The following is a 22,765-nucleotide window of genomic DNA, read 5'->3' on the forward strand; positions in this document are numbered from 1 at the left end:
CCCACCCAGCAACCCGCGCCACACCCAAAACGCAACAGGCTCTGCAACCGGGTAGCCGCGCCAAAACTCGGTAGCGGGCACACCACAACCCGGTAGCCGCACCACAACCCGGTAGCCGCGCCACCCGGGCTCGCGCCGTGTTCATCCATGGCGCTGCCTTCGTCGCTGGGTCAGTGCGCGTCGGCGAGGGCCGCGAGAGCCTGGTCGAGGTCTTCGGGATAGGTCGAGGTGTATTCGACGTACTCCCCCGAGCCCGGGTGCGCGAAGCCGAGGCGCATCGCGTGCAGCCACTGGCGCTTCAGCTGGAGACGCTCGCCGAGCACCGGGTCGGCGCCGTACTGGGCGTCACCGCAGCAGGGATGACCGATGGCCGCCATGTGGACCCGGATCTGGTGGGTCCGGCCGGTCTCGAGCGTGATCTCCAGCAGCGTCGCGAAGCGGAAGGCCTCGAGCGTCTCGTAGTGGGTGACGCTGGGCTTACCACCGGCGACCACGGCGAACTTGTAGTCGTGGTTGGGATGCCGGTCGATCGGCGCGTCGATGGTGCCGGTGAACGGATCGGGATGGCCCTGCACCAGCGCGTGGTAGATCTTGGTGACCGTGCGCTCCTTGAAGGCACGCTTGAGCGCGGTGTAGCTGTGCTCGGTCTTGGCCACCACCATCAGTCCGGAGGTGCCGACATCGAGGCGGTGCACGATGCCCTTGCGCTCGGCGGCACCGCTGGTCGAGATGGCGAAACCGGCGCCCGCGAGGTGGCCGATGACGGTCGGGCCGGTCCAGCCCGGTGACGGGTGGGCCGCGACGCCGACGGGCTTGTCGACGACCACGATCTCGTCGTCGTCGTGCACGATGCGCAGGCCCTCGACCATTTCCGGTACGACGGTGATCTCGCCCGGCGGCGGGGGGATCTCGACGTCCAGCATCGAGCCCGCGACCACGCGAGCGGACTTCATCGCGCCGGAGCCGTCGACCTGGACCAGACCGGCCTCGATCATCTCGACAGCCTTGGTCCGGGAGAAACCGAACAAACGGGACAGCGCGGCGTCGAGGCGTTCGCCGGCGAGGCCGTCCGGCACGATCACGGTGCGGGAGTCACTCATGGGTCGCCTTCACCTCGCGGGTGCCGTCGAGTCGGATACCGCGCAGGGTCTGGACCACCATCAGGATCGCGGCGGTGGTGACGGCCATGTCGGCCACGTTGAAGATCGCCCAGTGCGGCAGTTGCAGGAAGTCGACCACGTGCCCGTGGAACGGCGACGGTTCGCGGAAGATGCGATCGATGATGTTGCCGACGGCACCACCGAACAGAAAGCCGAAGGCCAGCGTCCAGCCGGTCGAGCCGAGCCGGCGGGCCAGGTACACCACCGCGATCGCGACGGAGATCTGGATCACCGCGATCACCGGCGTGTAGTCGCTGCCCAGGCTGAAGGCGGCACCGGGATTGCGGATCAGGTTCAGCCGCAGCAGCGAGCCGACCAGGTCGACCGGCTCCCCCGGTTCCAGGTTCCGCAGGGCGAGCACCTTGGTGAGCTGGTCCAGGCCGATGACGAGCAGCCCCAGCAGGCCGAACAGCAGCGGCAGGCGGAGGGAGGACCGCTGCCCCGGCACCGAACCGGCCGGCTCGTCCTGCCCTGGCCCGGACTCTGCCGAGGACTCGCCTGCCGACGCCTCGGTCAACGGAGGCTCGGTCGACGACGGCTCGGTCAACGACGCGGAACCGGCCGACGAGGTGTCGGCCGGTTCGGCATTCTCCGGCTGTGCGCCCGGATCGCGATCCGGGGTGTCGCCGGAACTGGCAACTGGTGTCTGACTCAGCGGCGTTCTTCGCGTTCTTTGCATGACACGCACAGTGTCGCACGCGGGAACGCCTGCAACCGACCCTTGCCGATCGGCTTGCTGCAGCTCTCACAGACCCCGTACGTCCCGTCGTTCAGCTTGGACAGGGCGTGCTCGATCTGCTCCAGCATGTTGCGCGCGTTGTTGGCCAGATACATCTCGTTGTCGCGCTCCAGCGTGTTGGAGCCGACGTCGGCCGGGTCGTTACCGGCACCGTCGCCGCCGTCGCGGAACAGGCCCGCGATCTCTTGCTCGGCGGTGTTCATCTCTTCGCGCAGGTGCTCGGCGTCGGATTCCAGCTCGCCGCGGATCTCCGCGATCTCAGCCGCCGTCCACGGGGCATCGCCCGCGCCAACGGTGAGGATGTCCGCTCCCTTGGCAGCTTTGCCGGACGCCGGGGCCGCTGTCTTGTTCTCGCTCGTCTTCACTGCCACCCTCTTCGTCGATGTTGCCTGGGCAGATGCCTTCTTGGCAGTTGTCGTGGCCTTAGCAGGGGTCGTGGCCGGCGCATTCTTGGCAGCGCCGGACTCAGCGGATGCCGCGGCCTTCTTCTTGACCGCGGGCGTGCTTGTGGGGGCGGACTTCTTCGGAGCCGATGTAGCCATGGCGACTACCCCCTGCAATCGTCGGGGACTGATGCGGACTGGTCGCAAGACAGTAGGGCACGTACGGCCCACGTGCCAGCCCGACGCGCAGACCGTGGACATACGGTAGTCGCTTCTTCAAGCGCTCTCGATGTTGTTTGCGTCATATGAGACGAGTTGTAACTTCGGAGCGTGACACAAACGTTTCAGTTGTGCTATCCGAGCAACACAGCGAGACGGTCCGCTGACGCCCCGTCGACCTCCAGCAGTTTGTCCCGGCTGGTCGCGCCATAAACCAAAGTCACCGCCGAGCGCCGTACGCCGAACGCATCGGCCACCGCCGACAGTACGGCCTTGGTCGCCTGGCCCTCGACCGCCCGGGCCGGTACGGCGACGACCAGCGCGGCACCACCCGGTCCGTCGTACCGGCCGCCGACCGCTGTCCGCGAGGCGCCCGGCTTGACCCGCACCAGAATCCGCACCCGCGAAGTCTCTCAAACCGATTCAGGTCGGGCCGGGCGCGATGGGGCGGCCGTAATTCACCGCCGCGAGCACTTCTGCCGGTGCGGTCGCCCGGTACGCCGCGTCCGGCCTCGCGCCGAGGGCATCGTTCACGGTGGAAAACGCCATCCGCAATGCCACGAACAAAGTGATCGCCACAATCTCCGCGTCGGTGAATCCGGCCGCCTTCAACTCCTGTACGTCGGATTGGCGGGTGCCATTCGGATCGCGAACCACTTTCCGGGCCCACGCCGCCATCGCCCGCTCCGCGTCATCGAGACCTTCCACCCGGTCATCGGATGCTTGCAGGAGACTCGCGGCGAGGCTCGGATCAGCCAGTTTCGTACCCCAGGCGAGAGAGCAGTACGAGTCACCCAGGGTCGAGGCCGTCGCGGTGATGAGAATGCCGCGGCGCCGATCGTCGAGGTTGGCCGCCTCCGCGCATTGACCGAGCAGGCCGAACAGCGCGTCGTGCGCAGCCGCCTGGTGAGCCCAGAGCCGGGAGGCGTTCATGACGTAACCGAGCCCGGCCAGGTCGTCGTCGTACAACTGACGGGCTTCGGGCGTCGGTTCGCCATCGGGCTCGGGCAGGAATGAGGTGGTCATAGCTCGCCGATTACCTCTCCAACAGCTGGGTGATGACGGGATTGTCGATGTCCACCGCCAGCAGGCGGGCGGCCCTGAGCGCCGGCTGATCGCCCAGGCGGTGGCGGTGCAGGTGAGCCCGGACAACCAGCTCGCGCATGTCGCAACGGGCGGCGAGCGCGCCGAGCCGGGTGACGAGCGGCGCGGCCCGATCGGGTTCGCCGCGATCCAGCGCGGTCGCGATCATCGTGTCCAGGACGTGCGCGTGGATCCACTGGTAGCGATCGGGCCCGCGGTTCGACCGGGTGGCGGCCTCGGCGAACCACTCGACCGCGGCCGGGTGATCCGCCCGTAACGTGCTGAACAGGCCGAGCGCCCGCGCGACCATGCCTTCCCAGCACGGATCACCGAGCTGGCAGGCCATCACCCAGGCTTGTTCGAGCTGGTCGGCCGCCGCGTCCAGCCGTCCGTCGTACAGGTCGATCTCGGCGCGGAGCGTCTGCGGCCAGGGCAGGAACGCGATCCAGCGTTGCTCGTGCGCCAACTCGATCGAGCGGTCGAGCGCGACGGCGGCCTGGCTGCGTTCGCCCCGGAGCAGGTGGGCCCGGCCGAGAATCGACAACGACCAGGATTGCTGGCGCGAGTCCCCCGCCGCGGCTGCCCGGTCTACCGAGTCCTCGAGATGCCGGAACGCCGCCGGGTAGTCGGCCCGGTCCGAGGCGTTCATCCCGCGCACACCCTGTACGGCGGCCAGCTCGGCGTCAGTCCGTGCGACGGCTTGGGCCTTCGCCAACCAGCTGTCGGCCGTACGACGACGCCCGGCCTGGACCTCGACAAAACCGAGCAAGCGGTACGCCGTGACGAGTACGCCGTCATCCCCGGCGGACGTCGCTAGGTCGATCGCCTCGTGCAGTACGAGTGCGCCTTCCTCATCGCGGCCGCGGACGGAATGAACCAGTGCACCGCCTAGAGCCGCCAAAGCCCTCGCTTGCAGGGCAACGTCCTGGCAACGGGCCGCCTCGGACACAGCTCGGCGGAGGCACTCGACCCCGGCGTCGGCGGCACCGGCCGCTATAGCCGCCCGCCCTGCCTCCAACTGGCCCACGGCCGATCCACGCCCACTGGCCAATGGACCCGGCATATGCAGCTTGGAAGTCCCCGAGCGGTCTGAGCCGGTTGAGACGCCAGTGGGCGTCCGCACAGCCAACGCGCTAGCCGCCTCCGTTAGAGCCAGGGAGGCTTCGATACCAACCTCCACGCGGAGGAGGTCCTGGCAGACCGCGACCTGCTTGAGCGCGGCAGGCCGGTCGCCGGTCAAAGCCAGGCTTCGAACGAGTAACTCGTGGTGCCCTTCCTCCAAGGGGTTGTACGCGACCGCGCGACTCGCATACGTGACGGCCTCACCGGCGCGCCCAGCAGCCAGAAGCGCCACAGCCTTCTGATGGAGCCGGGCCTCGATTCGCGACGAGACCCGATGCCGTTCGACCAGTAGCCAGGATTCGAACTCCAGGCTCGACGGCAGCTCTAGGCCTTCCAGGAGTTCGCCTCGCGCCGCAAGCAGGTCGGCGCCTTCCTGCATCGCCAGCACCACGTCGACGATCAGGTCGGGCCCGAAGTCCGTACTGACGGGATCCCCGCCGAGCACCCCTGGTGCGCCGAGCGCTCGCCGCAACTCGGCAAGCGTCCAGCGCAAGGCGCCGAGCGGGTCCTCCGCGTCCGCGAACAGCAGCTCGGCCAGGTGCCGGCGGCTCGGCGATCGATCCGCCAGCAGCAGGTAGGCCAGCAACGCCCAGGCCTTCCGCCCCCGCGGCGGCCGCAGCACCTGACCGTCCCGCTCGATCGCCGGCGGCCCGAGTAGACGAATCGTCACCATGTTGAGCACTCCCCCCGGCCTCATTGTGGCGCCGATCCCCCGCCACGTCAGCCCTTGAAACACGGCTCAGCCTCAGCGGCGGATACCCACGGCCTCCAGGTACTCGCCCGGCGCCAGCAGCGTGCCGTCGTCGGCCTGGTTATAGCGGCCCGCCACCTCCGCGAGATCGGCGGCGAACCGGGCCCGCGCAGTCTCGTCGAGCGTGCCCGCCAGCCGGGTGATCGGGCCGTAGTACTGCCGGAACCACTCCGAGAAGTGATCGGCCGAGTGGTAGCAGAAGTCGAACGTACGCCGGTTCAGCGCGATCCACTCGACCTTGTCACCGAAAAGCTCGGCCAGCCGGTCCTCGGTTCCCCACAGCATTGGCGAGACCACGCCCGCGGGCGGTGGCGGCGCGTACTTGCCGATGACCTTGAACATGCCGCCGACCAGGCTTTCCGGCGTCCAGCTCGCGAGCGCGATCCGGCCGCCCTGACGGGTCACCCGGACAAGCTCAGCCGCGGCCCGGAACTGGTCCGGCGCGAACATCACGCCCACCGTGCTCAGGCTGACGTCGAACTCGCTGTCCTCGCAGGGCAGGTCCTCCGCGTCGCCTTCCACGAAGTTCACCGGCAGCTGCTCCGCCTCGGCCCGGACCTGTCCCTGCACCAGCAGGTTGGCGGCGTAGTCCACCCCCGTGGCGGTGGCGAACCGCCGGGCCGCCGACATCGCGGCATTGCCCTGACCGCACGCGACGTCGAGCACCTTGTCGCCGGCGTGCACCTGCGCCGCCTCGGTCAGTCGCTCCGCGATGATCTGCAACGTATTGCCGACGCGCGGGTAGTCACCCGTCTCCCAGCCGGCCCGCTGCTTGTCCTTGACCGCCTTGTAGTCAGGAGTTTCCGTCTGCATTTCCACCATCTCCCTCGATTCCCCTCGACCGCACCCCCGCGGCCTACGCCCAACGTCCCCCACCTCCGTGTGAGCCACCGTGTGACGGGTTTATGGATTCGTCTTCGGATGGGCCACGGTCGTACACTGCGAGGGCGTGATCACAAGGCATTGATGGGGCCATCACCCCGGAGTCGCTGGAAGAACGGCCGTCCGGCTCAGTAGAACCAGCAGTGGTGCGTTATCGAGAGGGCGACGGGAATCCGTCGCCAAGAAGGGTGGTACCGCGGGGCCCAGGCGACAGCGCCGGTCTCGTCCCTTCGTCAGGTTCGGGCTGTACTGACGGAGGAAGTGCACGATGGCGGATCCAACCACTCCCTGGAAGCAGGTCCCGGCGCAGGTCGACCTCCCCGGGATGGAACGGGAGATCCTGGCCCACTGGGATGAGAACAACACGTTCGCGCGCAGTCTCGAGCAGACGGCGGGTGGTACCCCGTGGACGTTCTACGAAGGCCCGCCGACCGCCAACGGCATGCCCGGCACGCACCACATCGAAGCGCGCGTGTTCAAGGACGTGTTCCCGCGCTACCGGACGATGAAGGGCTACTCGGTCGAGCGCAAGGCCGGCTGGGACTGCCACGGCCTGCCGGTCGAGGTGGCCGTCGAGAAGGAACTCGGCTTCAACGGCAAGAACGACATCGAGGCCTACGGCATCGCGGAGTTCAACGCGAAGTGCCGCGAGTCGGTACTGCGGCACGTCGGCGCGTTCGCCGAGCTCACCACCCGGATGGGCTACTGGGTGGACATGGACGAGCCCTACCGCACGATGGACCCGCAGTACGTCGAGTCCGTGTGGTGGTCGCTCAAGCAGATCCACGAAAAGGGCCTGCTGGTCGAGGACTACCGGATCACGCCGTACTGCCCGCGCTGTGGCACCGGCCTGTCCGATCACGAACTGGCGCAGGGCTACGAGACGGTCGTCGACCCCTCGGTCTACGTGCGCTTCCCGCTCACGTCGGGCCCGCTCGCGGGCAAGGCCTCGATGCTGATCTGGACCACGACCCCGTGGACGCTGGTCTCGAACACGGCCGTCGCGGTCCACCCCGACGTCACCTACGTCGTCGCCACCGACGGCAACGAGGCCCTCGTGGTCGCGGAGCCCCTGCTGGGTACGTTGGGCGAGGGCTGGGAGGTCACCGAGACCTTCGCCGGCAAGGACATGGAGCGGTGGAACTACCAGCGTCCGTTCGAGCTGGTCGAGTTCCCGGAGCCGGCCCACTTCGTCGTACTGGCCGACTACGTCACCACCGAGGACGGCTCGGGTCTGGTCCACCAGGCTCCCGCCTTCGGTGCGGACGACCTCCTGGTCTGCCGTGCGTATGGACTGCCGGTCGTGAAGCCGGTCGGGGCCGACGGCACGTTCGACGCGGACCTGGCGCTGGTGGGCGGGCAGTTCTTCAAGAAGGCCGACACGGACCTGGTGAAGGACTTGCAGGCCCGGGGCGTGCTGTTCCGCCACGTGCCGTACGAACACCCCTATCCGCACTGCTGGCGCTGCCACACGCCGGTGATGTACTACGCGCTCCCCTCGTGGTACATCCGCACCACCCAGGTGAAGGACGCGCTGCTCCGGGAGAACGAGAAGACCAACTGGTACCCGGAATCGATCCAGTGGGGCCGGTACGGCGACTGGCTGAAGAACAACATCGACTGGGCGCTGTCGCGATCCCGCTACTGGGGAACGCCGCTGCCGATCTGGCGTTGCGCCGAGGACCACCAGGTCTGCGTCGGCTCACTCAAGGAACTCGGCGAGCTCGCGGGCCGGGACCTCAGCAGCACCGATCCGCACCGGCCGTTCGTCGATGACATCACCTTCGACTGCCCGACCTGTGGCGAGACCTCGAGCCGGGTGGCCGAGGTGATCGACGCCTGGTACGACTCGGGCTCGATGCCGTTCGCGCAGTGGGGTTACCCGTGGGTGGAGGGCTCGAAGGAGAAGTTCGAGCAGGCCTATCCGGCCGACTTCATCGCCGAGGCGATCGATCAGACCCGGGGCTGGTTCTACACGCTGATGGCCATCGGCACGCTGGTGTTCGACGAGTCGTCGTACCGCAACGTGGTCTGCCTCGGGCACATCATGGCCGAGGACGGCCGGAAGATGTCCAAGCACCTGGGCAACATCCTTGAGCCGATCCCGCTGATGAACGACCACAGCGCGGACGCGGTGCGCTGGTTCATGGCCTGCTCCGGTTCGCCGTGGAAGCCGCGCGGCGTCGGGCCGAACGTGCTGAACGAGATCGTGCGCAAGGTCCTGCTGACGTACTGGAACACCGTTGCCTTCCACGCGTTGTACGCGCGGCTGGCCGGGTTCGACCCGTCGGCCGAGGCCCCCGCGGTCGCGGATCGCTCGGTGCTGGACCGGTGGCTCGTCAGCGAGACGAACCGCCTGGTCCGCGACACCGAGGCGGCGTACGACGACTACGACACGGCGAAGCTCGGCCAGCTGATCGGCCAGTTCGTCGACGTGCTCTCGAACTGGTACGTACGGCGTTCGCGCCGCCGGTTCTGGGCGGGTGACGCCGGCGCGCTGGCCACCCTGCACGAGACGCTGGAGGTGCTGACCCGGCTGATGGCGCCGCTGACACCGTTCGTGACCGAGCGGGTCTGGCAGGACGTGTTCCGCCCGGTCGGCGTCGGCCTGCCCGAGTCGGTGCACCTGAGCAGCTTCCCGACGTACGACGCGGGGCTGATCGACGACACCCTGGCCACCCACATGTCGATGGCCCGTCGTGTCGTCGAGCTCGGGCGGTCGGCCCGGGCCGAGGCGAAGGTCCGGACCCGGCAGCCGTTGAGCCGGGCCCTGGTCGGATCGGCCGCGATCGCGGATCTGGAGCAGGAGCTGCTGACCGAGATCGCGGACGAGCTGAACGTCGGTTCGGTCGAGCCGCTGTCCTCGGCCGGGGCGGACCTGGTCGAGTTCAGCGCGAAGGGCAACTTCCGGGAACTCGGCAAGCGGTTCGCCAAGCAGACCCCGGTGGTCGCGAAGGCCATCGCCGAGACCGACGCCGCCGAACTGGCCGCCGCGCTGAAGGCGACCGGTAAGGCCTCGGTCACCGTCGATGGCGAGGCGGTCGAGGTCAGCGGCGACGAGGTGCTGCTGTCGGAGCGCCCGCGCGAGGGCTGGTCGGTGGTCAACGAGCAGGGTGAGACCGTGGCCCTCGACCTGGAGGTCACGCCCGCGCTGCGGCAGGCCGGTCTCGCCCGCGAGGTCGTCCGTACGCTCCAGGAAGCCCGGAAGAACGCCGGCCTCGAGGTCTCCGACCGGATCGAGGTCTGGCTGTCCGCGACGGGCGAACTGGCCGACGCGCTGGCCCAGCACGGCGACGAGGTAGGCCGCGAGATCCTGGCGGTCGCCTTGCACCACAACGCCGCCACTACCGAAGGCCTCGTCACCGGCACCGACGAAGACCTGGCCCTCACCTACTGGCTCCGCAAGATCTAACGCCCACCCACAACGGCCGGAGGCCTCTCCCACCCGGAGAGCCCCCGGCCGTTGCCGTCAGTGGCGATGGGAGCGCGGATTCGGGCCGATGAACGGCAAAGGGAGCTAGCGTGGCGGGCGCGCGCGGCGGGTGCGGAGGGCGGGAGTGGCGCCGAGGTGGTTGACGATGTCGGCCAGGGCGGCTCGGGTGCTGGCGACGCGGTCGGCGCCTAGGGCAACAACCAGTTCGGCGTCGATGGCGGCGCGGTGCTCGCGGGCGGCCGCAATGATCGCGTGACCGCGGTCAGTGAGTGCGACCAGGCGGGCCCGGGCGTCGGCCGGATCCGCCTCCCGGGCGAGATAGCCCCGCCGTTGCAGGTCAGCGACCGACTTCGACGCGGCTTGCTGGCTGACACCGAGCCGTTCGGCCAGTACGCCGATTGCCAGCGGTCCGTCCACCAGGTGCTGGAAGACCACCCCGTCGGCGAAGCGGCTGTCCGCGAACCCCTCGGCATCCAGCCGCCGCTGGACCTCGTCGGCCAGTCCCCAACCGGCGAACAACGACACCAGCGACAGATCGGCCGCAGCCGGATCGAAGTCAGCCATGACCGAACTCTACAACCAAGGTTGTACATCAGCTAAAGTACAACCATGGTTGTGGATAAGGAGATCGCCGAAGAGTTCATCGCCGTCGCCCATCGCATCGTCTGGTGCACGGTGGCGACCACGGACACGAAGGGACGGCCGCGGGCGCGGGTGTTGCATCCGCTCTGGGAGTACGACGAGACGGCCGGGCTGGCCGGCTGGATTGTGACGAGGCCTACGCCGGTGAAGGTGGCACATCTCGCGCGGACGCCGTTCGCCACCTGCTCCTACTGGGATCCGGCGCAGGATGTCGCGATCGCCGACTGCGATGCCATGTGGGTGGCGGATGGACCAAGCCGCGCTCGGATCTGGGCGGCGTACCGCGATGCGCCGGCTCCACTCGGCTACGACTTCTGGAGCGTCTTTCCGGCCGGCCCGGACAGTGATGAGGTCGGCCTGCTGCGGCTGGCGCCGTACCGGCTCAGGATCACCGGCATCGAGACCCTGACCGGGCAGCGACCGCCGACCAGCTGGCGGCGATCCGCCAAAGCAGGGCCGAAGGCGGCAGCCAGAGCGGCCGGCAGAGGCGTGGGGTGAACGTAAGAAGACATGACGAAGAGGCGGTGCCGCCGGAAGGCACCGCCCCTGCCGACCGAAGCCGGCATTTCGTCTAACTCAGATCAGACGCCGTGACCGTGAGCCTGCGCACGGGTGGCTTCCGGGCGGAAGCCGTTGCGCGGGCTGAGCGTGTCGTCGCCGTTGCCGAGCGCCTTGAGCTGCTCGGTGAAGTAGGTCTTCAACCGGCTGCGGTACTCGCGCTCGTAGGCGTGCAGGTCGTCGATCGTGCGCTCCAGCTGGCCCTTCTGCTTCTCCAGGGTGCCCAGCATCTGCGCGCGGCGCTCGCTGATCTCGCCATCCAGCTTCTCGGCGCGGGCACGGGCCTCGCCGGTCATCCGGTCGGCCTTGCCCCGGGCCTCGTTCTCCAGGCGCTCGGCCTTGGCACGGGCCTCACCGATGATCTTGTCGGCGGTGTCCTTCGCCTCCTGGACCAGGTCGTCGGAGTGCTTGGTGGCCATCTCCAGCAGGCGCACGGCCGAGCTGGAGGCGTCCCCGACGGTTCCTGCCGCCGCAGCAGCCCCCGCAGCGGCTACGGCCGGAGCGACGACGGGCGGCGGTGTCGGTGCCTTCTCTTCGGGCTTCTCGACCACGGGAGCAGGCTTCGGCGCCACGGCAGCCAGGCTGGCGGTGGCGTCCGGCTGGCGGTCTCCACCACCGGCACGCTGTGCTGCCGCGAGCTTGGCCCGCAGCTCCTCGTTCTCCGCGAGGAGGCGCTCGAGCTCTGCCTCCACCTCGTCGAGGAAGGAGTCGACCTCAGTGACGTCGTAGCCCTCCCGTAAGCGGACGGGAGTGAACTGCTTCGAACGGACGTCATCCGGCGTCAGCGGCATCTTTCACCTCGTTTGTCTGTGTCTTGGCGGGCCCCCATGGAGCAGGACCTCGGCGACCTCAGTAGATCACGTTATCGCTTCGTTGTGTTCTGGCGGAATCCGGGCGGGCGATAACGGGCCCAATCCGGTCTCGATCCGGTCTGCTCTTACCCAGCTCTCCCCTGTTCATCCCTGCTGTTTCTCGCCGTCATCGGGTCGATTCCCGGCTCAGATCGCGGCGATCGCGGTCGTGCTGATCGACATGGCCAAGGAGACCAGAACGAACAACATCAGCATCGACAGATCGATCCGGACCCCGCCCGCGCCGATCGGCGGCAGGATGCGGCGCAGTGGCCGCAGGAACGGATCAGTGATCGAGTAAACCACCTCGACAAGCAGCAGCAGCGGCCCCTTCGGGTGCCACTGCGGCGCGAACATCACGATCAGGCTCAGTACGAATCGCGCCACCAGCACGAAGAAAAAGGCCAGCAGCGCGTAGTACAGGACGACGAGGACAAGCTCCAGAACGTTCATGTCAGACCGAGTGTAGAAGACTGACGTGGCAACCGGTCAGCTCTGGTTGAAGAATCCACCCTGGGCGATCCGTTCCTTGTCCTCCGCGGTGACCGTGACGTTCGGCGGTGAGAGCAGGAACACCCGCGAGGTGACCCGGTCGATGGCGCCCCGGCAGCCGAAGATCAGACCCGCGGCGAAGTCCACCAGGCGCTTGGCGTCGGCGTCGTCCATCTCGGTCAGATTCATGATGACGGGCGTACCGTCCCGGAAGTGTTCCCCGATCACACGCGCGTCGTTGTAGGTACGCGGGTGCAGGGTGGTGATGCGGGCCAACTCGGTAACCTCCGGGGCAGCTGAGACACCGCGCCGATCTGACAACTTGCTGACCTTTCCATTCGGCTCGTTCGTGCGCTGAGCCACGGGCTCGGCCTCGTCAGGCTCGGACTGCACGTCCTCTTCGTCGTCGGCGAACTCTTCTTCGTCGTCGTAACCGTCGTAGTCGTCGTCGTAACGAGAGCCGTAACGGTCACTGTCCTCGACCAAGCCGAGGTACACACCCATCTTGCGCAGCGCGCCGCTCATGGCCCTCCAGCCTTTCGGTCGATCTTCCGACGTTACTTCGATGTCGACACTAACCCAGCACAGGACGCGTTCCGAGTAATGCGCGCCCGAGCCGAACGTGTGTCGCCCCACGTGTGATAGCGGCTTCGAGATCACCGCTCATACCGGCCGAGATCCAGTCGGCACCGGGGTGTTCGGAGCGTAGCCGCGCTGCTACGGAAGCGAGTCCGTCAAAGGCTTTCCCGGCATCTCCGCCCAATGGCGCGACGGCCATCACACCACCCAGCACCAACCCCTCGGCTTCTGCAACCGCCTCAGCCAGCGCCGGTACGTCGTGAGGCTCCACGCCGCCGCGGCCGGTTCCGGCCACCGGGCCTGGTCCGTATTCGGCGAGGCTGACCTGGATCAGGCAGCGAACCGGCCGGCCGAGATCCGTCGCGGCCCTGGACAACGCGGTGACGAGCGAGGCCCGATCCACCGAGTGCACGACGTCGGCGTACTTCACGACCGAACGGGCCTTCTTCGACTGGAGTTGCCCGACGAAGTGCCAAGTCACATCCAGATCGGCCGCCTCGGGCGCCTTGGCCTTCAGCTCCTGCTCGCGATTCTCCCCGACATCGGTGACGCCGAGACCCGCGAGGGCCCGGACATCGTCGAGGGGAAAGGTCTTCGTGATCGCCACCAGCGTCACCTCGGCCGGAGACCGCCCGGCCGCCGTACAGGCTTGGGCGATCGACTGCCGGGCCCGCTTGAGGTTGGTGGTCAGTTCATCCAAACGGGTCACGGCAGCAATCTCACCACGCCGGCCAGGCGGCCACTGGCTTTGCCCTCCCGGCGATACGAGAACAGGTCGTCGGACTCGATCGTGCAACGCGCCGCGTCGATGATCCGGCAGCCCGCATCGGCCAGCTGGCCCGTCACCCCGGCACCAACGTCCAGCGCGGGTGTGCCCCAGCTCGTCTCGGCGTACGCCGCGGGCACCTTGGCCGCCACCTCGTCGCGCAGTTCGACCGGCACCTCGTAGCAACGGCCGCACACGTGCGGTCCGACGATCGCGAGAATGTCCTGGGCACCCAGCTCGCGCATCGCGTCCACCGCGGCCGGTACGACGCCCGCGAACATGCCCGGACGACCCGCATGTACGGCGGCGGCAACCCGGTTGACCGGATCGGCCAGCAGGATCGGTACACAGTCGGCCACGCGAATACACAACGCGACGTCCGTCCGGGTGGTCACCATCGCGTCCGCCGTCGCCATCGGTGAGCCGAACGTCAGGTCCGCCTCGGCGTCGACGTGATGCACGTCCGCGCCGTGCACCTGGCTGACCCGGATCAACGCGCCATGCCCGACGCCGAACGCGTGCGCGACGCGGCGCACGTTCTCCGCGACGGCCTGAACGTCGTCACCACTGGCACTGCCGAGATTGAGCTCGGCATACGGCGGCTGGCTCACCCCGCCGTACCGATCGGTGAAAGCGAACCGCACATCCTCGATCACTTCGTCATAGCCGAACACCCACAAACCCTAACGGTTCAGGCCAACTCGCGTCGCCGCGTCCGGGCCTCGTCCCGCACCGCGCGCGACGTACCGGGATCGGCCAGCACCTGATCGAGAGCCTGCGCGTACGCGACGTCGAACGCCTGCTCCGCCGGTACGTCGTACTCGGGCTGGACGCCGACGCCCTCCCAGTTCGTGCCGGAGATGGGGTTCACCGTACGCTGGATCGGGATCGTGGCCTCCAAGTGCGGGTGAAGCTTGAAGCCCTCGCGGGGATGCGCGCCGCCACCCGTACGTTCGCCGACCAGCGTGGCCCGTTTGAGCTGCTGCAGGTCGTACGACAGCTCCTCGCCACCCGAGAACGTCGTACCACTGGTGAGGATCCACAGCGGGCGCTCCGAGCCGTACCGCGGTCCGGCGAGGTGCGGCACGGACCAGTACTGGTTGATCGTGCCGTCGGCCGGAGCGTGCAGGTCGTTCAGGTGCACCGGTTCGGCGTCGAGCAGGTAACTGCACACCAGGGCAACCATGTGCGGCGAACCACCCCGGCAGCCACGCAGATCGAGCAGCAGGCCGTTGGTTGCCGCAAGCAACGTCATCGCCGCGGCCAGGGCATCACCCGCCGTCTCCGGGCCGTACAACAGTGGACGGATCTCCAGTACGCCGATGTTGCCGGGCAGCCGCTCGACCCGGGCCATGCCACCCGCGTTCAGCCGGGACTGCTCGAGGTAGAACGCGTACTCCGCGCCCTCGTCGGTTTCGTCCACCACCTCGTCGACGTGGTACTTCAGCCGCAGGTGCTTGTCGTTGTTGCCGAGCTGGAGGTCGGCCGTGACCAGAGCGCCGAAGGCCTCCGGATCGCCGAGGTCGTCGTACCGGCCGGTCTTGAGGTTTTCGCGAAGGCGGTCGGCCACGGCGGCGCCGACCTCGGGGAAGACGTAGTACTCGCTCACGAGAGTGGCGAGTTTTTCAATGATTTGAGCGGTCATGCGGACATCAGACACCGCGGTTTGACAAAGCGTCAAGAACATTTGACGCTTGAGCCATGAGCGACGCGATGGACGCGGAACTGAGGATCGACGCCGCGGAGCAGTTCAAGGCGCTGGGGCATCCACTGCGGCATCGGCTGCTCTTCGCGCTCGGGCAGGAGCCGGCCACGATCAGCCAGCTGGCCGTCGCGCTCAACACCCGCAAGGGCAACGTGGCCCACCACCTCGGCGTACTGCGCGAGGCCGGCATGGTCCGGGTGGTCGAGACCCGCCAGGTCCGGGGTGGGACCGAGCAGTACTACCAACGGACCGCGCGCAAGCTGCACTTCAGCCCTGAGGGCGAAAAGGCCGCGGCCGGCGCCATCCTGCAGGCAGTCGCGGCGGAGCTGGATCACGCGCCGGAAACGTTGCTCCTGTCGCTGCGGAACGTCCGCCTGACCGCCGTACAGGCCGAAGCCCTGGCCGACCGGCTCCAGTCGATCATCGACGAACTCCCCGACGCCGGCCCCGGCGAATCCCGCTACGGCCTCCTAGCCACCCTCTACCGCCCCAACCAGCTCTAACCACATCCGCCCCACTCCCCGCCGCACGCCCAAGGTCCGCCTGCGCCCCGGTGCCGACTCCCGCGAGTGGTCGCGTGCACACGCGACCACTCGCGGGGTCAAGAGGCGGCCGCTCATGGAAAGCCGTGACCCGCTAGTCCGAAATGGATGGGCGAGGCGTACGACTCAGCCCGGCCACCAGGCTTCAGCGCGGCTACCAGGCTTCAGCGCGGCTACCCGGTTTCAGCTCCGCTACCGGCTTTCCGCAAGCCCGCTGCCGGGTTTTGTACCGACTACCCGGCTACAACCGGGTAGCGGCACCAGAACCCGCCAGCCCTCACGCGTGCAGACGCGACCACTCGCGGCCGGACCTAGAACGAACCACAGCGATACCGGGTCCACGGCCACTGACCCCAATCCCAGGCCGGAACGGGCCGCACGCCAGAGGAGTGCATGACTCGCGAGTGGAGGCCCGGACGGGCGGACGCCTTCCCGTGAAAGCATTCATCGGTCCGAATCTGCCCTCCTGTGCGCTGACCTGGGCAGGTCGGCGGTGGGAGAGGGCAGATTCGGACCGATGAATGCAAAGCCTGCCGTGAAAAGTGCGGGTTATTTCAGGAAGTCGGGGATGTCTAGTTCGTCTTCTTCGACCGGGGGCTTGCGGGTCGGGCCTTGCCGCAGGGGCTGGGACGACGGGGCCGGCGGCTGGTACGGCGGCGGGGTCGACTGCGGGTTGGACGGGGCCGGCTGCGAGGTGGGCTGCGGCGACTGCTGGGTCGTCTGCGGCGCCGAGTGGTGCGTGGGCTGGCTGGGCGGCGGCGTACGGACCGGGTCACCGGTCTGCGGCCGGGCCGAGTGCGTCGTACCGGCCGTCGGGACCGGCACGGTGTCCTCCGCGACCGGCGCGGGAGGCACCGGACCGCCGTAGACCGAACCGACCGCCGGCGGCGTCGAGGCCGGCGTCGAGGAGGGGGCCGCGCCGTTCGACGACGGCTGGCCATTGCCAGCGAACGTCGACGGCCAGCCCGCACCGGCGGGCGGCGTCGACTGCTGCGCGGAAGCGGAAGCCGGAGCCGGGGCCGGAGTGGAGGCCTGGGCCGGAGGTGTGGTCGCCGCCGGGGTGATCGGCGCGGGTGCCGCCGTACCGGCGGGCGGCGGCGGGGTGGGCCGCGAGGACGCCTGCGGGCGGGCGCTGTTCATCGCCTGCTCGCGACGCTTCGGCATGCCACCGTCGAAGCCGGCCGCGATCACCGTGACCCGCACCTCGTCGCCGAGCGCGTCGTCGATGACCGCGCCGAAGATGATGTTGGCGTCGGTGTGCGCCGACTCCGAGACCAGCTGGGCCGCCTCGTTGATCTCGAACAGGCCCAGGTCGGAACCGCCCGCGATCGACAGCAGTACGCCGTGCGCGCCCTCGATGCTTGCCTCGAGCAACGGACTCGAGATGGCCGCTTCCGCTGCCGCGACGGCCCGGTCCTCACCACGCGACGAGCCGATGCCCATCAGCGCGGAACCGGCGTTCGACATCACGGCCTTGACGTCCGCGAAGTCGACGTTGATCAGGCCAGGGGTGGTGATCAGGTCGGTGATACCGGAAACACCCTGCAGCAGCACCTGATCGGCCTGCTTGAAGGCGTCCAGCACGGAGACGGCCCGGTCGCTGATGGTCAGCAGGCGGTCATTCGGAATCACTATCAGGGTGTCGACTTCTTCGCGGAGGGTGGCGATGCCGTCCTCTGCCTGGGTCGCGCGCCGCTTTCCTTCGAAGGAGAACGGCCGCGTGACGACACCTATGGTCAAAGCGCCCAGGGACCTTGCGATCCGGGCCACCACCGGCGCGCCACCGGTGCCGGTACCGCCGCCTTCACCCGCGGTGACGAAGACCATGTCGGCGCCCTTGAGCGCCTCCTCGATCTCCTCCGCGTGGTCCTCGGCTGCCTTCTGGCCGATGGCCGGGTTCGCCCCGGCGCCAAGGCCGCGGGTCTCCTCCCGGCCGATGTCGAGCTTCACGTCGGCATCGCTCATCAAAAGCGCCTGAGCGTCGGTATTGATGGCGATGAACTCAACGCCCTTCAGACCGTGCTCGATCATCCGGTTCACGGCATTGACGCCGCCTCCGCCGATGCCGACGACCTTGATGAGTGCCAGGTAGTTCTGCGGTGCCGCCACGTCCCGCGCCTCTCGCCTTGTTCTGTTCCCGTTATGGCCGGATGGCCGTCCGAGCTGCGCCTGCTCCCGAACACCATCAGGTGCCTTTGAAGTGAGACGGCCTGCAGTCTCGACCTCAACTTGATGGTTAGAGTTATGTCAACTTTAGATTACGCCGCACGGTACGGGACCGAATCCGGCAATGTCCACGCGCCCCGCCGCACGGCGCCGGGATGTGACGATTACTTCTTTTCCCCTTTGGTGACAGGGAGATCCGGCGCGGACACGTCGTACACCTTCGCATCCCGGCGCATCAGCACGTTGAGTACCTCGGCCTTGCGCGCGCTGTCATCGGCGCTGCCCCAGACCACCTTCACGCCGGCGGCCAGATTGAGCGTGATCGAGTCCGGCGAGGCCGCCGAGATCGAGATCACCCGGGCTCGCAACGCGTCCGGCAAAGCGGCCGAAACCGTCACGATCGAACGAACCGTCACCGGCCGCCGTACGCCGGAAACGACCGCCTGCGGCAGACCCGAGGGCCGGGCGTCGACGGTGCGATAGGCCTTGCCGGTGGCATCGACGAGCTCGAAACGGGCACCGTCGGTCACCACGACCACAGGCTCACGCTCGGTCACGTGGATCACCACGTCGTCCGGCCAGGCCCGGGCCACCAGAACGTCAGCCACCGAAGGGATCGTACGGACCCGGCCCGCGATCAGGTCGAGATCGACGCGCGCCAGCGGTTCGCCGGTCGGCACTTCCGCGATGTTCGTGACGACGTCCTCGGTCAGCGTGGTCAGGCCGTCGACCTTGACACCCGCGACCGCAAAAACCGAGGAGAAGTAGAACAACCAGACGGTGATACCGCCGATGACGAGGGCGAGACCACCCAGCACCCACGGCAACCGGCCGCGCCAGCGCACGAGCCGTTGCCGGCGCGCGAACTGCTCCTGCGCCCGCGCCAGATCCGCGCTGTCGCTCATTCCGGTCCGGACGCCCCGGCCCGTTCGGCCAGCAGGCCGACCACCTCGGGCCCGATCAGGGTCACGTCACCGGCGCCGAGCGTGACCACCAGGTCACCCGGCCGGGCCAGATCCGCGACCACCTGCGGTACGGCGGACCACGACGGCTCGAACCGGACCTGCTCGGGCTTGAGCGGTACGTGATTCGCGATCAGGGCACCGGTGACACCGGGCTCCGGGTCCTCCCGGGCCGCGAACACGTCCATCACCACGACCTCGTCGGCCAGCGCGAGCGCCTCGGAGAACTCCGCGGCGAAGATCCGGGTCCGGCTGAACAGGTGCGGCTGGAAGCAGGCGATGACCCGCCCCTCCCCCGCCACCTGGCGGGCCGCGATCAGGTCCACCGTGAGCTCGGTCGGGTGATGCGCGTACGAGTCGAAGACCCGGACGCCGTCCTCGATGCCCTTGAACTCGAACCGGCGGCCCGTTCCGGTGAAGGACGCGAGGCCCTCGCTCAGATCGGCCGCGGAGAAGCCGAGACCGAGGCCGACGGTGAACGCGGCTGCGGCGTTCAGCGCGTTGTGCTTGCCGGCCTGGCGCAACTGCACCGCCGGGTAGCGACGACCACGCACGACCGGGACGAACGACTGGGTCGCGCCGACGGCCTTGATCGCGGTGACGTGGATGTCGGCGTCGTGGGCCTCGCCATACGTCCGTACGTCGATACCGCGGGCGCGGGCCTTCTCCGTCAGGGCGCGGGCGCCCGCGTCGTCGGCGCACATCACCATGAACCCGCCCGGCAGGATCCGGTCGCAGAACTCGTCGAAGGCCTGGTAGTAGCTGGCCTCGTCGCCGTAGTTGTCCAGGTGATCCGGCTCGACCGAGGTGACGATCGCGACCTCGGGGCTGTACGTCAGGAACGAGCGGTCCGATTCGTCGGCCTCGGCCACGAACAGATCGCCGTTACCGTCGTGGGCGTTGGAGCCGGACTCGTTCAGGTTGCCACCGATCGCGTACGACGGGTCGGCCGCGCAGTGCTGCAGGGCCACCGTCAGCATCGACGTGGTGGTGGTCTTGCCGTGCGTGCCGGCCACCGCGATCGTGCGGCGGCCGACCATCACCGAGGCCAGCGCGGCGGCCCGGGGCAGGATCGGAATCCCGGCCTCGCGGGCGGCGACGACCTCGGGGTTGGTCTCGCGAATGGCCGTCGAGACCACCACGGTGTCGACCTCGGCCACGTTCTCGGCGGCGTGCCCGACGGTGCAGGTGGCACCGAGCGCGCGGAGGGCGCCGAGCACCTTCGAGTCCTTGGCGTCACTGCCCGACACGGTGATGCCACGGGCAGCCATGATGCGGGCGATACCGGACATGCCGGCACCACCGATACCGACGAAGTGCACTCGGCCCAGCTTCTCCGCGGGCAGGGTCGCCGAAGGGGCGGTCACGATCACGACGAAGCCCCGGTTCCGATCACGTCGAGGATCATCCGGGCGAGCCGGTCGTCGGCGTCCTTGCGGATCAGGCCACTCGCCGCGGCGGACATCACGTCCAGCCGGGCCCGGTCGAGCATCATGGCGACAACGGTCGCACGGACCCAGTCCGGCGTGACGGCCGCGTTGTCGACCAGCAGACCGCCACCGGCGTCCACGACGGCCTTCGCGTTCAGTTCCTGCTCTCCGTTGCCGTGCGGCAGCGGTACGTAGATGGCCGGCAGACCCACACCCGACACCTCGGTGACCGTGTTGGCGCCCGCGCGGCAGACCACCGCGTCAGCGGCGGCATACGCCAGGTCCATCCGGTCGACGTACTGGAGTACGACGTACGGCATGCGGCCGGGGGCCACCTCGAGCGAGTTCTTCGGGCCGATCGCGTGCAGGACCTGGATCCCGGCGGCACGCAGATCCTCAACCGCGCCCGCGAAGGCCTCGTTGAGCCGCTGGGCGCCCTGCGAACCACCCGTTACGAACAGGGTCGGCGCGTCCGGGTCGAGACCGAAGGACTCGCGGGCCTCGGCGCGCTTGGCCGCCCGATCCAGCGAGGAGATCGCCGTACGGATCGGCAGGCCGACGTACTGCGCGTGCGGCAGGTCCGTGCCCGGGAACGAAACGGCCACGTTCTCCGTGCAGTAGCGGGCAGCGAACTTGTTCGCGATACCCGGCACGGCGTTGCCCTCGTGCACGATGATCGGGGTCTTGCGCCGCCAGGCCGCGATGTAGGCCGGGGTGGAGACGTAACCACCGAAGCCGACCAGGGCGTCGGCCTTGGCCTCGTCGAGCACCTTGCGCGCGGCGGTGACCGACGACCACATCTTGCCCGGTACGGCGAGCAGGGCGGGCGTCGGCTTACGCGGCAGCGGGACGGGCGGAATCAGTTCGAGGCGGTAACCGGCCTCGGGCACCACCCGGGTCTCCAGGCCACGCTCGGTACCGAGCGCGACGATGTCGATCGTCGGGTCGATCCGGCGCAGCGCGTCGGCGGTGGCGATCAAGGGTGAGGTGTGGCCGGCGGTACCGCCACCGGCCAAAACGATGCTGGGCAAAGCTCTCAACGCTCCCGCGAGTTCTCACGGCCAGTATGGCCAGGTGTGCGCCACGACGACAGCCACCCAGGCAGCAGGGCCCGGCGGGATTCCCGCAGGGCGGCCTGCGCGCCGGGCTCGGCCTTCGCGAAGGACAGCAGCATGCCGATCGCCATCAGCGTCGGCAGCAGTGCGGACCCACCGTACGACAAAAGCGGCAGCGGGATACCCACGATGGGTAGCAAGCCGATCACCGCACCGAGATTGACCAGGGTCTGGGCCATGATCCAGATGGTGATTCCGGCCGACGCGTACCGGATGAAGGCGTCATCGGTGCGCATCGAGATCCGGATCCCGGCATAGGCCAGCGCGAGGAACAACGTGAGCACGGTGAGTGAACCGATCAGCCCCAGTTCCTCACCGATCACCGCGAAGATGAAGTCGGTATGGGCCTCCGGCAGGTTGCCCCACTTCTGCGTACTACTGCCGATGTCCACGCCCCACCAGCCACCACTGGACAGCGCGTAGAACGAGTGCGCCGCCTGGTAACCGTCGCCCTTGATATCGGCGAAGGGATTCATGAACGAGGTGAGGCGTTCCATCCGGTGCTCGGCCGAGACCGCGAGATAACCCGCGATCGTGCCGACCAGGGCGATCATCGCCACGAACAACCGGGTGGGCGCGCCGACGATCCAGATCAGCCCGAGCATCACCGACATCAGCACCAGCGAGGTACCGAGGTCGCGCTGGCCGATGACCAGCGCGATCACCACGGAACAAACCGGCACCATCGGGATCAGCAGGTGCTTCCACTGCGTCAGCAGGGCCTGCTTGCGGGCGAACAGGTCGGCGCACCACATCACCAGCGCGAGCTTCGCGAACTCACTCGGCTGGATCCGCAACGGGCCACCGAGGTTCAGCCAGTTCTGGTTACCGCCGACGTTCTTGCCCAGGCCCGGCACATACGTCAGCACCAGCAGCAACACGGAACCGAGCAGCGCGATGTACGCGAGCATGCGGAAGTGCCTTGGCGTCATCCGGGACGCGATGTAGGCCATCGGCAGGCCCACGCCGACCCAGATCAGCTGCCGGTTGAAGATCGTGTAGCTGTTGCCGTGCACGCGCAGCGACAGCACGCTGGACGCGGACAGCACCATCATCAGCCCGAGCGCCAGCAACAGGCCGGCGGCACCGAGCACCAGGTGGTACGACGTGAGGGGCCGGTCGAGCACGTTGCGGATCGTGTCGGACCAGCGGCGTTCGGGGACCGGGACGGTGGTCACGGTCTCC

General features: G+C 68.4%; 21 protein-coding genes and 1 pseudogene. 3 read left to right on the forward strand and 19 right to left on the reverse strand.

Features of this window, described 5'->3' with window-relative positions; translation table 11 throughout:
• Window positions 1–170 precede the first annotated feature (170 nt).
• The 7 genes from ACFFGN_RS09485 to ACFFGN_RS09515 all read right to left on the reverse strand — a co-directional run bounded on the left by ACFFGN_RS09485 (window position 171) and on the right by ACFFGN_RS09515 (window position 6,270).
• Window positions 171–1,100, reverse strand: a complete 930-nt coding sequence (locus tag ACFFGN_RS09485) for an RluA family pseudouridine synthase (protein ID WP_380045438.1) — start codon at window positions 1,098–1,100, stop codon at window positions 171–173.
• A complete protein-coding gene (gene lspA / locus ACFFGN_RS09490; RefSeq protein ID WP_380045441.1) occupies window positions 1,093–1,839 on the reverse strand; it encodes a signal peptidase II in 747 nt (248 codons plus the stop codon). Before lspA ends, ACFFGN_RS09485 begins: the two co-directional genes overlap by 8 nt.
• Entirely contained in the window at window positions 1,812–2,264 is a 453-nt protein-coding gene (locus ACFFGN_RS09495; protein WP_380045445.1) for a TraR/DksA family transcriptional regulator, read from the reverse strand. The genes lspA and ACFFGN_RS09495 overlap by 28 nt, the downstream gene beginning before the upstream one ends.
• Window positions 2,265–2,635: 371 nt before the next feature.
• Window positions 2,636–2,902 carry a DUF167 domain-containing protein gene (locus ACFFGN_RS09500; RefSeq protein ID WP_380045448.1) on the reverse strand — a complete coding sequence of 89 codons (267 nt, stop codon included), beginning with the start codon at window positions 2,900–2,902 and terminating at the stop codon, window positions 2,636–2,638.
• A 22-nt stretch (window positions 2,903–2,924) separates the two neighbouring features.
• Window positions 2,925–3,527: a carboxymuconolactone decarboxylase family protein gene (locus ACFFGN_RS09505; RefSeq protein ID WP_380045450.1), complete on the reverse strand. Its 603-nt coding sequence runs from the start codon at window positions 3,525–3,527 to the stop codon at window positions 2,925–2,927.
• Window positions 3,528–3,537: 10 nt separating this feature from the next.
• Window positions 3,538–5,379 carry an AfsR/SARP family transcriptional regulator gene (locus ACFFGN_RS09510; protein WP_380045453.1) on the reverse strand — a complete coding sequence of 614 codons (1,842 nt, stop codon included), beginning with the start codon at window positions 5,377–5,379 and terminating at the stop codon, window positions 3,538–3,540.
• Between the two features lie 72 nt (window positions 5,380–5,451).
• Window positions 5,452–6,270, reverse strand: a complete 819-nt coding sequence (locus ACFFGN_RS09515; RefSeq protein ID WP_380045456.1) for a class I SAM-dependent methyltransferase — start codon at window positions 6,268–6,270, stop codon at window positions 5,452–5,454.
• A gap of 337 nt (window positions 6,271–6,607) precedes the next feature.
• On the opposite strand from ACFFGN_RS09515, the gene ileS reads away from it, so the two are divergent.
• A complete protein-coding gene (gene ileS / locus ACFFGN_RS09520; protein ID WP_380045458.1) occupies window positions 6,608–9,751 on the forward strand; it encodes an isoleucine--tRNA ligase in 3,144 nt (1,047 codons plus the stop codon).
• A gap of 105 nt (window positions 9,752–9,856) precedes the next feature.
• Here the strand turns inward: ileS and ACFFGN_RS09525 are convergent, their stop codons facing one another.
• Window positions 9,857–10,336, reverse strand: a complete 480-nt coding sequence (locus tag ACFFGN_RS09525) for a MarR family winged helix-turn-helix transcriptional regulator (protein WP_380045461.1) — start codon at window positions 10,334–10,336, stop codon at window positions 9,857–9,859.
• A gap of 45 nt (window positions 10,337–10,381) precedes the next feature.
• On the opposite strand from ACFFGN_RS09525, the gene ACFFGN_RS09530 reads away from it, so the two are divergent.
• On the forward strand, window positions 10,382–10,912 hold the full coding sequence (locus tag ACFFGN_RS09530; protein ID WP_380045464.1) for a pyridoxamine 5'-phosphate oxidase family protein: 531 nt from the start codon (window positions 10,382–10,384) through the stop codon (window positions 10,910–10,912).
• An 83-nt stretch (window positions 10,913–10,995) separates the two neighbouring features.
• Here the strand turns inward: ACFFGN_RS09530 and ACFFGN_RS09535 are convergent, their stop codons facing one another.
• The 6 genes from ACFFGN_RS09535 to ACFFGN_RS09560 form a co-directional block, all read right to left on the reverse strand.
• A complete protein-coding gene (locus tag ACFFGN_RS09535; protein ID WP_380045467.1) occupies window positions 10,996–11,763 on the reverse strand; it encodes a DivIVA domain-containing protein in 768 nt (255 codons plus the stop codon).
• A gap of 207 nt (window positions 11,764–11,970) precedes the next feature.
• Window positions 11,971–12,276 (reverse strand): YggT family protein, encoded by a 306-nt coding sequence (locus ACFFGN_RS09540; protein ID WP_380045469.1) that lies wholly within the window; start codon window positions 12,274–12,276, stop codon window positions 11,971–11,973.
• Between the two features lie 36 nt (window positions 12,277–12,312).
• Entirely contained in the window at window positions 12,313–12,840 is a 528-nt protein-coding gene (locus ACFFGN_RS09545) for a cell division protein SepF (RefSeq protein ID WP_380045473.1), read from the reverse strand.
• A gap of 49 nt (window positions 12,841–12,889) precedes the next feature.
• Window positions 12,890–13,603: a YggS family pyridoxal phosphate-dependent enzyme gene (locus ACFFGN_RS09550; RefSeq protein ID WP_380045476.1), complete on the reverse strand. Its 714-nt coding sequence runs from the start codon at window positions 13,601–13,603 to the stop codon at window positions 12,890–12,892.
• A complete protein-coding gene (gene pgeF, locus ACFFGN_RS09555) occupies window positions 13,600–14,334 on the reverse strand; it encodes a peptidoglycan editing factor PgeF (protein ID WP_380045479.1) in 735 nt (244 codons plus the stop codon). Before pgeF ends, ACFFGN_RS09550 begins: the two co-directional genes overlap by 4 nt.
• A gap of 17 nt (window positions 14,335–14,351) precedes the next feature.
• Window positions 14,352–15,305, reverse strand: coding sequence for a S41 family peptidase (locus ACFFGN_RS09560; RefSeq protein WP_380045482.1), 954 nt, complete (start codon window positions 15,303–15,305; stop codon window positions 14,352–14,354).
• A gap of 56 nt (window positions 15,306–15,361) precedes the next feature.
• On the opposite strand from ACFFGN_RS09560, the gene ACFFGN_RS09565 reads away from it, so the two are divergent.
• Window positions 15,362–15,868: an ArsR/SmtB family transcription factor gene (locus tag ACFFGN_RS09565; protein ID WP_380045485.1), complete on the forward strand. Its 507-nt coding sequence runs from the start codon at window positions 15,362–15,364 to the stop codon at window positions 15,866–15,868.
• A gap of 852 nt (window positions 15,869–16,720) precedes the next feature.
• Here the strand turns inward: ACFFGN_RS09565 and ftsZ are convergent.
• The 5 genes and pseudogenes from ftsZ to ftsW all read right to left on the reverse strand — a co-directional run.
• Window positions 16,721–18,016 (reverse strand): annotated as a pseudogene (ftsZ, locus tag ACFFGN_RS09570) (cell division protein FtsZ); the annotation flags it as partial.
• A 221-nt stretch (window positions 18,017–18,237) separates the two neighbouring features.
• Complete coding sequence (locus ACFFGN_RS09575; RefSeq protein ID WP_380045490.1) at window positions 18,238–18,978, reverse strand: cell division protein FtsQ/DivIB; 741 nt, start codon at window positions 18,976–18,978, stop codon at window positions 18,238–18,240.
• The gene (gene murC / locus ACFFGN_RS09580) at window positions 18,975–20,408 is read right to left on the reverse strand and encodes a UDP-N-acetylmuramate--L-alanine ligase (protein ID WP_380045493.1); all 1,434 of its coding nucleotides are present in this window, start codon (window positions 20,406–20,408) and stop codon (window positions 18,975–18,977) included. Before murC ends, ACFFGN_RS09575 begins: the two co-directional genes overlap by 4 nt.
• The gene (gene murG, locus ACFFGN_RS09585; RefSeq protein WP_380045496.1) at window positions 20,405–21,496 is read right to left on the reverse strand and encodes an undecaprenyldiphospho-muramoylpentapeptide beta-N-acetylglucosaminyltransferase; all 1,092 of its coding nucleotides are present in this window, start codon (window positions 21,494–21,496) and stop codon (window positions 20,405–20,407) included. The genes murC and murG overlap by 4 nt, the downstream gene beginning before the upstream one ends.
• A 5-nt stretch (window positions 21,497–21,501) precedes the next feature.
• Window positions 21,502–22,758, reverse strand: a complete 1,257-nt coding sequence (gene ftsW, locus ACFFGN_RS09590; protein ID WP_380045499.1) for a putative lipid II flippase FtsW — start codon at window positions 22,756–22,758, stop codon at window positions 21,502–21,504.
• Between the last annotated feature and the right edge of the window lie 7 nt (window positions 22,759–22,765).

It is taken from the genome of Kribbella deserti (assembly GCF_042434725.1).
In the GTDB taxonomy this organism is placed as follows: domain Bacteria; phylum Actinomycetota; class Actinomycetes; order Propionibacteriales; family Kribbellaceae; genus Kribbella; species Kribbella deserti.